We start from the raw sequence: 12,645 nt of genomic DNA, 5'->3' as shown, positions 1-12,645 counted from the left end.
TCTAGCCGGAATTACTGCAGCGGCAGCGTATACGTCTTCTTCTTCGCGTACCCGTCCATAATCGGCGTGTAGACGAAGGTGAGCAGGCTGCCCTCACGCTTCGTCAGCGTCAGCATCTTGGGGATGACGTAGGGATCGCTGCCGTCGGCGCGCTCCCAATCCGGCCAGTCGGCCGGCGAGATCAGCTGCTTGCTCAGATCGACAGCCTTGCCGGTTGCCGGGTTCACCGCATACAGGCGGGCCGTCTGCTGCGAGCGGGCGAGCAGGACATCGGGCGCCGCATATTCCACGCGGAAGCGGTAGCCGCTCTCCGGGTCCTGGCCGGTAATCTCAGGAAGATTAAGCGGGCTGCCGAGGCTGCCGTCTGCCTGAATATACTGGACTACCAGCCCGTCAGTCAGGTAGAGCTGTGTGCTTGCGGGCCCGGGTGCTGCCGCTGGGGTGGCGGCAACATTGTAATGATAGGTCATCTGCTTGACCACCGTTTCACCCTGCAGAAGCGCCTGGTAATTGTTCTCGAAGTCATTGAACATGGCGTAATGCTTCTCCTTCAATTCAAGCAGTACCGTGTCCGGCCCGGCGGCAGTAATGCTGAGTCCATGCAGATAAGGGGTATCCCGCATGTCAAGCTGGCCAAGCCGTTTCGGTTCGGAGTGTCCGGCCGGCCGCATGTACAGGCTGCCATCTGCCTGGGACACCCAGTAGCTGGTGCCATTCAAGGATGCGACCGCATACCGCGGCGCGTCGGTGATGTAAATTTCACCCGCGTGGCTGCGGGAAGCTCCGCCGAGCGCCCGGGCACCTGCCACCAGCGGCACATACAGGGTGCCTGCGTGTACCTTGGGGGCGGCGGCTATGGTACCGGCCGTGCCGTTCAGGGAAATGCCGGTTGATCCGGCAGTCAGCTTCACCCTCCGGTCCGGGCGCAGCAATTCAGCCGTCTTCATTCCGGCATTCCAGGCGAGCGTATAGCCCATGGCGGAGGCGAGCGGCTTCAAGGGTACGTAAGTGGTGCCGCGTACCAGCAGGGTGGAACCGACATCAATATGCTTGTCGTTCAGCAGGATGTCGTTTGCCGTAATTGCTTTGGCTGCCGATGCGGCAGAAGCGGACGGCACCGCCAGTTGCCCCGCAGGCACAGCACCGGCAATAACGCCGCATAATGCTAGCAGGCCTGTGGCAGATACTATTTTTGCGAATCGGTTCATGGATATACTCCTTCCAGAATTAACCTGACGCCATTTAGACGCTGTTCATCCGGGAAGGTTGCGGGAATAAGGAGCGTTACTCCTCGTCCCGGCTCATCTCTTTAATCAAGGCATAAGCGATGTAGCCGATCATGCCCAGGAACAGCCCGGTGCCGACGACGATGTAGACCATCGTGAAGATTTTGCCGAGAGATGTTTGGGGGACGAAGGTGGGATGGCCCAACGTGCTGAGCGTGGTTACGCAGACATAGATGGCGTCGAGCACGGAAAGACCTTCTTCTTTTACATAAAAGATTGTACCGGACAGCAGCGTCATCAGCACAAGCACCAGCAGCGCCTGGAACTGCTTCAGCTTCAGCGCATGCCAGAGGCCTTTAAGTAAACGTTTGAGCGTCAGGAGAAAAGAGATCATGCAGTTGCACCTTTCATTAATAGTAATGTAGAGCTTCCGGATAGGCAGCGAATTCCGCTGTAAACAGGACGACAGTCCCTTGGACAGCCGCGTCTCCGGAACCGAGAGCGATCTCACCGTTCATCAGTTCAACGATCCGCTTGCAGATGGCCAGGCCGAGACCTGTGCCTTCCGTCTTGCGGGTGATCCCGTTATCGACCCGGTAAAAAGGCAGAAACAGCTGACTCCGCTTCTCCGGCGGTATGCCGATCCCGGTATCCTTGACCGTGATTTGCAGCCGTGTCGCCGCGGAATCGGCACGGAGCACCTTAACCAAGACGGAAACACTTCCCTCCTCCGTAAATTTCACCGCATTCCCCAGCAAATTCAGCAGCACCTGGCGGAAGCGCCCGTCGTCGCCGATCAGAATCTCCGGAACCTCCGGATCAATGATGGTATAGACCTGCAGATTTTTGCTTAGGATGGAGGGCATCAGAAGGTTGAGCGTCTCAGCTATCGCTTCCCGGACACTGAAAGCTTCCTTAAGTAGCTGCCCGAAGCCGGATTCCAGCTTACTGTAATCCAGAATATCGTTTACGATCCGCAGTAAGGAGCTCCCGCTTTTCTTAATTGTGGTGATGTAATCCTCCTGCTGGGAGTCAAGCCCGGTTGCAGCCATCAGCTCTGCCATAGCCAGTACGCCGTTCAGCGGTGTGCGGATTTCGTGGTTCATCATGGCGATAAATTCGTTCTTGGCCTGGTTCGCCAGTTCGATGGCTTCTTTCTCGATCAGCAGCTGTTTTTGCTCGTTGAGCAGCTGTCTTTGTACGGATAAGGAGGGAAAGATCACGTCCTCCGGAGTGGGATATCTGTAAAGCGGCGACTTGAAAAACTCCTGATCAGTCATCACGTATTCATGCTCCCTCATCAGGTTCGTCTGCAGGGAAGCAGAGATCGCAACAGCGTTATAGGCGCATATAGAGACCATGCCGAAATCCCGGACAACGCAGGAAGTATGTCTCTCATACGTCATTAAGTTGCCGCGAATTTTACTTTCGTCGTGGTCCCCCCAGGTCATGACATTGGCCCAGGTGCGGATCGACACCTCCTCCTGCCGGAACGACGCCGTGATTTCTTCGAAATGCGCCAAGATGTGCCGGAAATCAAAATCCCCCCGGCAACCGTAATAGTCTATATTATCGGCATAATGCAGGTAGTGAAGCTGGTCAGGGGAAATCATGCCCTCAAGCATATTTGAAATAGCCTGATAAGTGTCAGGCTGCTCAATAAGCAGAATATGATGGCCATGTTCGATAGCTGTTGCAATATAGGACACGGCGTTATCAATGTAGCGGGCGGAATCCTCAAATAAATAGATGATGTGGCCTCCGTCATTAACGCTGGTCAAAGAATTTATAGTTATGGCTTGTCCGCTCATCGGTGAACTCCTCAATGCTAGCTGTTTTACTTTCTACTATAAATTATAAAGTTACCTCCGTCACCTCCATTGTTGAAACATTAACAAGGAAATATGAAACGGTCAAATCACATTTGTACTTCACACTTTCAGAAGGTTACGGACTCAGATGCACCTATTGTTCATTCTCCTGGACAATGGAGATTGTTACGGACTTCATGCGCTTATTTGCCTGAATATAAGCGTGAACTCGCGTGATAAGCTTGAATAGGGGCCCCTGAGTCCGTTTAATCCGGCAAAAACAGTTTCTCTGACTAAATAACGGTCGTCCGGTCCGTAGGGAAAAGGGGGGTGTAGGCCTCACTAACTGGGCACAGAATGGAGGGGGAGGGACGGAGGGTCTCCCTGACTCCACGCTCCTTGTGAAACTTCACGCCTCTGCACCCCCGCCAATCCCTGCACGGCCTGGGAGCAGCCGGAGCATGAAGCGGTTCTGCTGCACGGCGCGGCCGGCGGCACCTCGCTGACCGACGTGTCGCTGATCTACGGCGACTATTACTACATTGAAGCCGCCACCAAGCTGAACGGCTGGAAGCACCGGATCTTCTAGCGGCCGGCCGGTCTGGAATAGCCCTTGCGCTGATGGAAGGACAGTGAGCGGTAGGTGCGGGCGAGCTTGCGGACCCGCGCTTCCCCCAGCCTGGACATCGCGGTATGCAGCGATTTATTGGCGGCGCTGCGCATGATCACCAACCCGGGATTCCGGCTGTAGACATAGTTGGCATACGTCTCATATTCGGAGAAGCCGAACTGCCGCTTCTTGTTGATGCTGTGCAGAATCGCGGCATGCCAGCGCATCCCGTGCCGCGCTTCGATGCTCCGCTTCAGCTCTCCCAGCTTCGTCTTGTCGAACAGCATGTAGTGGGTGACGAACGAACGGGGAGAAGGGGCGGGAGCGCCCATCAGCTTCCGGTACGTGCGGAAGTATTCCGGCTGGCTCCAGCTGCGGCAGTAGAAGATCTGCTTGCCTTCCTTACGGAAGCTGTGGGGGCGGATCAGCACGGTGTCGGCGTCGATGACCAGAAAATGCCGCTCGCGGCAGATATGGTCCCCGTTCAGCTTGAGCAGCTGCTGGTACAGCCAGCCCGAGCGGTTCCAGCGGGAGGAGGAATAATGGATATCCTTCTTGGTAAAAGGCAGAACAGTGCGCTCATCGACAAAGATGCAGCCTTTGCGGTTGCACAGGCTGCGGATGCTGGTGCTTGCGGGCGAGACAATGTAAATATGGCTGATCGGATGTCTTACATACCGGCGCAGGCTGTCGATTACAAAGGGAAGGGTGGCGAGGTCCTTTTCAATCGCCGGAATCAACACGTCTATGGCCGGACCGCTGTGCGGCTGGTTAGCGGAAGCGACTGACACTAGTCTTCATCTCCGTTCGCATATTGACGCGCGGCCAGGCAGGTCTTACGGATGCCGGCATGGTCTGCGCCTTCCTTCAGCGTATGCCGTGCCCCGGCCCGGGGTCCGGGTAATCTGTCACTGAATTGTTACAGCAGGCCCGGGCGGATGCATTGTTCCGCCGCAGAGCTCCTCGCATAGGATGCATTGACAAAAGGAGAGGAGGGTGTGTCCTCCTTGCCGACAGGAGAGTGCATATGTGAAGACAAAACCGCCTAAATTATTGCAGAGCAAGTGGCTGAAGACCAAGCTGCTGCTGCGCAGCGCATCCATTAAGCCATATATACCGGATACCCGGAGATTCGGCAAAAGCCATCTGGAGCAGATGATCCGCATGTATGGCATGATCTATGTTAAGCCTGAGCGGGGAACCTACGGCAACGGGGTCATCCGCGCCGAGCGGGGAGAACGGCAGGGATACAGCTACCAGTATGAAGAGACGGTCAGGCATTTCGATACGTTCGACGCCTTCTACAAGAGCCTGGCCAAGAAGACGGGCAAGCGGAGCTATCTGATTCAGAAAGGCATCCACCTACTCAAGAAAGACGGCCGCCGCTTTGACATCCGGGTCATGGTGCAGAGAAGTCCCAAAGGCGAATGGGAAGCGACCGGTGTCATCGGCAGGCTCGGGCATCCGCGCAAAATCGTAACCAATTATCACAGCGGCGGCAAGCCTACGGCCATTGAGTCGCTGCTCAGCTCGCATCTGTCCCGGCGGCAGATCGAGCAATTAACCGGTGTATTGAACAGCCTGGGCGTCCGCACGGCGGCCCATATGCAGAAGACCTATCCGAAGATCCGCGAGATCGGGCTGGATGTCGGTCTGGACAAATCACTGACACCGTGGATTATCGAGGTGAACATGAGGCCCGATCCGTATATTTTTAACCAGCTTAAAGATAAGGCAATGTACCGGAAGGTAATGAGGTACCGCAAGGCTTATATGAAGCCATAGTAAGAACGGAAGACACTGCGGCTGATGCGGTGGCATGAGCTGCAGTGTTTTGTTGGGTTACCGGAATGTCGGGGTTCTGCAAAATGCATGGATTGGTCCTTGCCCCCGCTCGCTTGCGGGGTTATTTGACGGTATGGAGGCTGCAGTTGTCGCAGCAGTTTCCAAGCAGGCGGCGGTGGACTATACTATGAGTCAGACCGAAATGTTAGGGGAGGAGCAGTTATGGGTTATTTGGAGGAAATCACCAGGAACTTGTTCAATTACAGACCGGAGCTGACCCGGCAGGCGGATTTTGATTCATTCTGGGCGGAGACGATTGCGGAAGCCAAGGCTGCTCCCTTGAAGGCAGAGAGACGAAAGCTGGAGGATTATCCGGTCGGACAAGCCGGTGTATATGAAATCCGGTTTCAGGGTATGGATGGGACGCCGGTGTACGGCTGGTACCTCGTGCCTGAGTTTATGGGCAAAGACCGTTATCCCTGTCTGGTGCACTACCACGGTTTCAATGGCAGCCGCGGCGAGCCGTCCGAATTCATGCACTGGCTGCTCCTGGGCTTTGCCGTCGTATCGATCGATTGCCGCGAGCAAGGCGGACGTACCGGCAGCCGGGCGCCGTCGTCCGGCGGCTATTCCATGAATCTGGCCAGCAAAGGCGTCCGCAGCAAATATGAATATTACTTCCGTTATCAGTATATGGACTGCATGAAGGCAATCGATTTCGCCTGCGCCCAGCCGGAGGTGGACCCGGCACGGATTATGGTGGAGGGCGGCAGCCAGGGCGGAGCGCTGACCATGGCGATGGCCGCGCTGGACGAGCGGCCGGTGGCCGCCCTTGCGGATGTGCCGAGCAACAGCAATCTGGTACGGCGGATCGACGGCCAGCACGGCTCTTTCGCTGCGGTAGCGGATTATCTCCGCCGCCATCCGGAGGAGCTGGATCTGGTGCTGGAGCAACTGAGCTATTTTGACACGATGAATATGGCTGAGCGGATTACGTGCAAGGTGCTGGCCTCGGTTGCCCTGAAGGATGAAACCTGTCCGGCTGAGATGTATTTCGCCACGTATAACCGGATTCCCGGTGAGAAGGAGATCCACATCTATCCGTTCAACGGCCATGAAGGCGGCGGAGCGAAACAGACGGAAATCAAGCTGGACAAGCTGAGGCAGTGGTTTCCGGAGTGGTTCAGGGAGTAATGCAGGTTAGAGGCAGGCAATAACGGGTATTCACTGGAAAAGGGACCAAGGAGGTGCAAAGCCATGAACATAGACTTGCCGCCCGAAATTCCCCCGAAGGTTGTGCCCGAGGTGAACCCGGACCGCATATCCGATCCGAAGCCGGCCGATATCCCGCCGGAAATTATCCCGGAGAAGCATCCGGAGGTGCCGCCGCAAATCCCGCCGGAGGTTGAACCGCGGGAGCCGCTTTGAGCTGAATGCGCTATAACCGATGTCAGTACCGGAATTATGCAGCGAAGCCTCTCCATTACCTGCCTCGGGGGCGGGTGACGGAGAGGCTTTATTGATACTCAGGCTGCAGCAACATTATCTGAGGGGCTTGGCTCAATAAAAGGTAATGGAAAAAGGAACCGTCACACCCGCCCCGGCGATGGAGGTAACCTTAACCATAAAAATCGAGCCCTGCGGGCCGTAGGCTGTGCCGCCGGACATGGTGAGGGGGTTCATCGTGCCCAAATAGATCGTATTGCCGCCGTTCACCAGGTAATATTCGGCCTTGATGAGCGCGGCATTGACGTTGGTGATCTTGGCGTACACGTTAAGGTTGCTCGGCGTAGTATTAGGGAAGAGGAAGATCGCCGGTGCGCTGTTGTCTACCGTACGGTCGAACGTTACCCCCCGTTCACGCATCACTGCCGGATTAGCTGCAGCGGCGGTCGCCGTTAGCGCAAGCAGCACCAGAAACGCCATAAACACGACCATGAAGCGTTTGGAATTTTTCATACCCGTTGCCTCCTCATTCATGATTTGGGCTTGAGCTAACAATCGCCTGATTGCCTAATTGAAGGTAATGCCGAAAGGGATCGGCGTGCCGGCGGGAGCCAGTGAGGTAATCTTGACCATAAAGCTCCAGCCCGGCATCAGATAGGAGGTTCCGCCTGTCATGGACGGAGGCGCCATGGTGCCGAGAAATACAGTGTACGTGTTATTTACAAAATAGTACTCTGCTTTGATAAGTGCCGGGTTGGCCGTAGTGACTGTAGCCGTAACTGTCGCGTTGTTTGCGGTAGTATTGGGGAAGAGGTATACGCTTGGCTCAGAGCCGTTCACTGTGCCGTAATACGTCACCCCGCGCTCACGCACGGTAGCCGTGCTGGCCGAGGCCGCAGTCGCCGTCAGCGCAAACACCAGCATCAACGCCATGAACATGACCATAAAACGTCTGGAAACCTTCATATTCATTGCCTCCTTTATATTTTGCCTCCTATGGATTACAATTTTCCTCCTACTGACAAAATAGACGAACGAGACTCCTTGCGGATCTGAAAGACGCTATTTGGCGGATTTGCTGAATATAAACGGTGTAACGGGCCGGAACGACGTTATTCTTGCGATTGCCCACATTTGCGCTCCAGGAAGACCAATAAGGGCTTCCCGGTCCGTTAATGTTCAGCGCAGATGCTTTTTAGCCCAATAAGGGCTCCTGAGTCCGCAAGCGCCAGTCCCGCGCGATCAACATTGTGTGCTGCCTATTCCCCCGCCAGTTATGGCTGAACTCCTGACACCAAGGTGCCGTTCTGGTACAGGGTCACATGATTCCAGGTGCTATACGCAGTCTTGGTGGCGTCGAAGGAATAGTCGTTAGACTCGTTAAAATTGCTCCAGTCGCTCTTGTGCAGGCGAAGCTGGATGTCGCCGGTCTGGGCGCCGGGAGCGAGGGTGCCTGCACCGGAAGTGAACGCCAGCTCGACGTAGGAATCAGCCGTGGCTGCATTCGCTGAACCGAAGGAGGTGGTGATGTTGGCTGCGCCGACCTGCGCCCAGTCAATGAAGGCGTTCACCGACTGCGCGCCGTCCTTGGTGAAATAGTAGCGGAGCTTCAGCGTACTCAGGTTAACGGCGGTTGAGCCGGTATTCTTGATATTGAACTGCGGTTTGATCTGGTTATCGGCCGGGTTGGTGTCTCCGGCGCGGTAGTACAACGTAAGGGTTCCGGGAGCCGAGGTCGCCGTCGGCGTCGGCTGTACTGTAGCTGTCGGTGTCGGAGTTACAGTGGCGGTCGGTGTTGCGGTCGGTGTTGCAGTCGGAACTACTGTAGCTGTAGGTGTTGGAGTAGGCGTTGCCGAAGGTGTCGGCGTTGCTGTAGGCGTGGCGCTTGGCGTCGGAGTCGGCACGGTGCCGTTATCCGGTACGGGCACGTACCCCGGTGTCGTGTAGATTTTGTTCAGAACAGAGGTGGCTAGAGTGCCATAAGGTCCGTTCACCACGCTCTTGCCCCAATCGGTCAGTGTACCTGCCGGGCCGGTGGCGAGGTCAAGGTATTCCACACCGCCGCCGTTGCCGTACCAGGACCAGGCCAGCCAGCCTACGCCAAGCTGCTGCCCATAGCTCATGATCGTCGCTTCGTCGACATCGCCGCTCGTATGCTTGTGGCCGAATTCGCCGATGATTACGGGCACTCCAATAGCCAGCGCGTTATCGATATTGCTCTTCACCGTGGCGGCTGATCCGCCGGAATATTCATACATATGGATGGAGAAAATTGTGTTTTTCAGCGGGTCGCTGTTAAATACGGCGTTGCCGCTGGTGAAGATGGAGGTCGGATACTGCCCCCAGCCCGCAGCATCCACGATCAGCGTATGCTTGAGACCTGCGGCCCGCAGGGCGGGAATTACGGTCTGGTAGCCGGCAGCCCAGTTCGCGGTGCTCCAGGAGCCGAACCACTCGTTGGCAATATTGATAATGACGCGGTCTTCCTTGCCGATCAGCACGTCCTTGATACCGATAAAATAATTGGCCGCAGCGCTCAGATCCGACACATTGTCGGAGCCTGTGGCATCATGCACTTCGAGTACAGCAATCATTTTGTACTGGTCGAGCAGCGTGAGGATATTCTGCACTTCTGCCGCAGTATCCTTGGTCCATTTGACACCGTTTGCAAGCACGATGCGCACTGTGTTGGCGCCGGTGGCGGCAATGGCCGGAATCGCGGCCGCCAGATCATTTTTGTACCAGGTATGGGCATGGTTGACCCCGCGCATCACAAAAGGGCTGCCGGTGGCATCAAGCAAAGTGGTGCCGCTTACATGAAAGCCTTTTACAGGAGTTCCTGCCGCTGCCGCTTGCTTCTGGGGAAGGGAAAGACTGAGGATCAGGGCACAGGCCAGGGCGATCAGACTGATGCTGCGGAACGAAAATGGTCGTCTTCCTTTCATCATAGTTCCTCCTCTTAATGGGGTATTGCAAAGTTTCCTGAAACCGGATGTTAAGCATGAAGTTCTTGTGCTTCAGAAGCCGAAGAAATACTGCTTGCAATTACTAATCGGTTAGAAACAACATCCCAGAAGCTTGTCCGGTGTTCGTTCCGGATTGACAAGTTTCGGCATGGACCACCTCCCCAGATGTTTCCAACATAACATATAATAGTTAAAATGGAAATGTTCTGAAATGGCTTTTTTCGCGGAAAATGTCATGTATTTTGAGGAGGTGCTATAAATCCCGGACTCTAATGCGGGGAGCCTTAGTTGGAGATACAGATTAGCGAGATGCCCCGTCAGTGCAAAGCTAAAAGCTGACAGTTGGCAGACTGGTAGTGGGCTTGGATTAGTGGTTAAGGACGCAGAAGCCGTTAATTTCGGCTTCTGCACACCTGGACTGCCTAAACGCACACCAGAGCCGTTATTTCATAATGATAGCGCATACATAAACTTGTGCAGCGGAAATAAGGTTAGCCCGGCAAAACCGGGTTTTTAGCCAAATAACGTCTGTACAGTCCGTAAGCAGCAGGGGGTGTACAGTTTGCCGGCACCATCCGGGTCAACACAGTATAGCCGCTCGCCGTGCCGCTCGCCGTGCCGCTCGCCGTGCCGCTCGCCGCACCACTGCCGTCCGCGCCGCTCACCCGCGCCGCACCACTGCGCCGTCCGCCGCCGCAGACCGTCCCTGTACAATTGCAACGTCTTTACCGTTGCCCCTCCAGGTAAGCTACTAACCGCTCTGCGACCGCTTCATAGCTGAAACACGCAATCTCGTTCACGGAATACCCAGGCTCCAGGCTTACAATGAACTCGCGGCCAAGATAATACCCGGTATCGCTATGCCCAAGAAAGCTGTTCCAGTCACCGAAGAAGTCCCGGACGCTTTCCCGGTGCCGGCTCCGCCGCAGATACTCTTTAGCCAATCCCGCACGGTTCCGGTTGCACCAGTCCAGCCAGCCGCCGTCGTCCTGATGATAGAAATCATCCTGGTTCAGCAGTGCCTGTTCGTATCTCTGGGCGAAACCCTCAATATAGAGCTGCCAGACCGCCTGCTGCTCCGGTTCGGGATACTTCATATGGATGGAGCTTCCGCGCAGCTCTGCATGGGCGATATGGCAGAGCTCATGACACAGCAGACCGGATATGGCCTTGCGGCTATGCCATTTCAGCTCGGCAATCTTCTCAGCTCCCAGCAGCACTGCACGGGTACCGTCTACAGCCGTTGCCCAGCCTGCCCCGTTGCAGAGCCCCACATAGAAATACACCGGCACTTCACGCGAGAAGGGAAATAGGGAGGTAAAGCGTTCTTCAATTTCCGGCATCAGCGCGGCGAAATGCCCGTGGGCTTCCACCAGCAGCGGCCAGTCCCCGGTCAGCGCCCTTACCGCTACTGGTGTGACTTCCCTCTCCAGCGAATAGCCTTTACTGTCTTCCTCCAGCATGCTTTTCAGCCCGGGGAGGCAAGCACCGGCATTTTGCTGCCAATAGTCTAAATACCGCTCAGGCTGCTGCAGGGTCAGCTCCCGCAACGCATTTATTCCGGTAAAAGTATCGACGATGTACAGACCGCTCACTACCGCTCACTACCTCTCATAAATTTATAATCCGCCACGGGTCGGACGCGCCCGTATCCGCCATGCTCCGGAGCCTCTTTCCCGTAAAATGCTCCAGTAACCTATTTGACAACACTTGCCATAATCCGAATAACCTGAACTAACTCTACCCGAAGGGGGAACCGTTGAACACCGTTGCCTTTATTTTGCCTGGCCCTGGACGTTTATCTTAAGAAAAAAAATTACTTCTAGCCCGGCGGCGGCCGGAAGACTGATGAAGATTCGCTCAGTCTGTCCGGGATTATTGTACCAGCCATTATGTAAGCCTCGCTGTAAACTTTACGTTATCTGACAATTCCCGCCAGCCGCTCCTTCATATATTCCCCCGGCGAAAGTCCGGATTCCCGCTAAAATAACCGGGCCAGGTATTCGGGTTTAAGGTACACCATCTCGGGTGAGCAGGTTGCGGGCCAGTCGTCGCCGTAATGGGCGTGGATATACCGCTTGATCTCCTTGGCACCGAATCGGACTGGGGAGGCGAAGTCACGGTATATTATTGCCGTGTGCACAAGGTAACGCAAATATTCCTCCATATCCTCGACGGACCTGAGCGTGAGCCTCAGCCTCAGCGGATCTTCTTCGCCGCTGCCGGGCTGGCTGCAGACAACGTGAAAGTGGAGGTCTTCCGCATGCTGGACCGCGCACAGATCACGTTCAGGCTGTAGGAGCGGATCCACGGGATGGGCCGCTCGTGACCGTCTCCAGCGCACGCCCTGGCGGAGCTGGCGTCAATGGAGCTGGAGCCGCTGCTGTTCGGGGCGTTGTGTGGGATTCTGGCGGCCCATTGCCGAACGCCTTAATCAAGCTGGCTGGCTCCGGGAATTCAACGACGGCAGCCGCGGACCCAACAGGGTCCAAATCTGCCACCGTGTTTTTACAACTACAAGCTGGCTAATGAACATGGTTCATCCTGCACTGCACCACAGCAAGCAAACAAGGCTACCCCATCGTCACGGCAGCGACGGGAGTAGCCTTGTTTTATATTTGAATTGACTTGGGCGAAGAACTAGTTTGATTTTCGCCACTTATATCGCTCGGTTATGCCGGTTAGACTAGATTAGTTCGATAATCGCCACTAGCGTTGCATTAACCCTGACATGTAATTAGATGCTGTTTATTAAAGTATCTAAAGGGATGTTTTTACATTTGTTTTTGACTGCCAAGCTA

13 protein-coding genes are annotated in these 12,645 nt (G+C 55.5%); 4 read left to right on the top strand and 9 right to left on the bottom strand.

What is annotated here, in order from left to right; all coding sequences use genetic code 11:
- Positions 1-11 precede the first annotated feature (11 nt).
- From F1381_RS24525 to F1381_RS24510, 4 genes are all read right to left on the bottom strand, one after another.
- Complete coding sequence (locus F1381_RS24525) at positions 12-1,208, bottom strand: copper amine oxidase N-terminal domain-containing protein (RefSeq protein ID WP_151737470.1); 1,197 nt, start codon at positions 1,206-1,208, stop codon at positions 12-14.
- Between the two features lie 76 nt (positions 1,209-1,284).
- Positions 1,285-1,620: a potassium channel family protein gene (locus F1381_RS24520; protein ID WP_151737469.1), complete on the bottom strand. Its 336-nt coding sequence runs from the start codon at positions 1,618-1,620 to the stop codon at positions 1,285-1,287.
- 16 nt (positions 1,621-1,636) lie between these two features.
- On the bottom strand, positions 1,637-3,007 hold the full coding sequence (locus F1381_RS24515; protein ID WP_187355547.1) for an MEDS domain-containing protein: 1,371 nt from the start codon (positions 3,005-3,007) through the stop codon (positions 1,637-1,639).
- Between the two features lie 615 nt (positions 3,008-3,622).
- The gene (locus F1381_RS24510) at positions 3,623-4,438 is read right to left on the bottom strand and encodes a DUF6492 family protein (protein WP_151737467.1); all 816 of its coding nucleotides are present in this window, start codon (positions 4,436-4,438) and stop codon (positions 3,623-3,625) included.
- A gap of 238 nt (positions 4,439-4,676) precedes the next feature.
- Here F1381_RS24510 and F1381_RS24505 point away from each other — a divergent pair, with 238 nt between their 5' ends.
- The 3 genes from F1381_RS24505 (at position 4,677) to F1381_RS28480 (ending at position 6,860) form a co-directional block, all read left to right on the top strand.
- Positions 4,677-5,432, top strand: a complete 756-nt coding sequence (locus F1381_RS24505) for a YheC/YheD family protein (protein ID WP_151737466.1) — start codon at positions 4,677-4,679, stop codon at positions 5,430-5,432.
- Positions 5,433-5,654: 222 nt separating this feature from the next.
- On the top strand, positions 5,655-6,626 hold the full coding sequence (locus F1381_RS24500; protein ID WP_151737465.1) for an acetylxylan esterase: 972 nt from the start codon (positions 5,655-5,657) through the stop codon (positions 6,624-6,626).
- Positions 6,627-6,689: 63 nt separating this feature from the next.
- Positions 6,690-6,860, top strand: coding sequence for a hypothetical protein (locus F1381_RS28480; RefSeq protein ID WP_187355546.1), 171 nt, complete (start codon positions 6,690-6,692; stop codon positions 6,858-6,860).
- A 132-nt stretch (positions 6,861-6,992) separates the two neighbouring features.
- On the opposite strand, the gene F1381_RS24495 is transcribed toward F1381_RS28480, so the two are convergent.
- From F1381_RS24495 to F1381_RS24475, 5 genes are all read right to left on the bottom strand, one after another.
- Entirely contained in the window at positions 6,993-7,391 is a 399-nt protein-coding gene (locus tag F1381_RS24495) for a hypothetical protein (protein ID WP_151737464.1), read from the bottom strand.
- A gap of 54 nt (positions 7,392-7,445) precedes the next feature.
- Positions 7,446-7,844 (bottom strand): hypothetical protein, encoded by a 399-nt coding sequence (locus F1381_RS24490; protein ID WP_151737463.1) that lies wholly within the window; start codon positions 7,842-7,844, stop codon positions 7,446-7,448.
- A 308-nt stretch (positions 7,845-8,152) separates the two neighbouring features.
- Entirely contained in the window at positions 8,153-9,823 is a 1,671-nt protein-coding gene (locus F1381_RS24485) for a cellulase family glycosylhydrolase (protein WP_151737536.1), read from the bottom strand.
- Positions 9,824-10,357: 534 nt separating this feature from the next.
- Complete coding sequence (locus F1381_RS24480) at positions 10,358-10,564, bottom strand: hypothetical protein (protein WP_151737462.1); 207 nt, start codon at positions 10,562-10,564, stop codon at positions 10,358-10,360.
- Between the two features lie 5 nt (positions 10,565-10,569).
- Positions 10,570-11,439: a hypothetical protein gene (locus F1381_RS24475; protein ID WP_151737461.1), complete on the bottom strand. Its 870-nt coding sequence runs from the start codon at positions 11,437-11,439 to the stop codon at positions 10,570-10,572.
- Positions 11,440-11,903: 464 nt separating this feature from the next.
- Between F1381_RS24475 and F1381_RS24470 the strand changes: the two genes are divergently transcribed.
- A complete protein-coding gene (locus tag F1381_RS24470; RefSeq protein WP_151737460.1) occupies positions 11,904-12,143 on the top strand; it encodes a hypothetical protein in 240 nt (79 codons plus the stop codon).
- The last annotated feature ends 502 nt before the right edge of the window (positions 12,144-12,645 follow it).

The sequence above is a fragment of the Paenibacillus tengchongensis genome, assembly GCF_008973665.1.
Classification (GTDB): Bacteria; Bacillota; Bacilli; order Paenibacillales; family Paenibacillaceae; genus Paenibacillus_AQ; species Paenibacillus_AQ tengchongensis.
The sequence above is the reverse complement of the archived record's forward strand: the minus strand, read 5'-3'. Positions and strand labels throughout refer to the sequence as shown.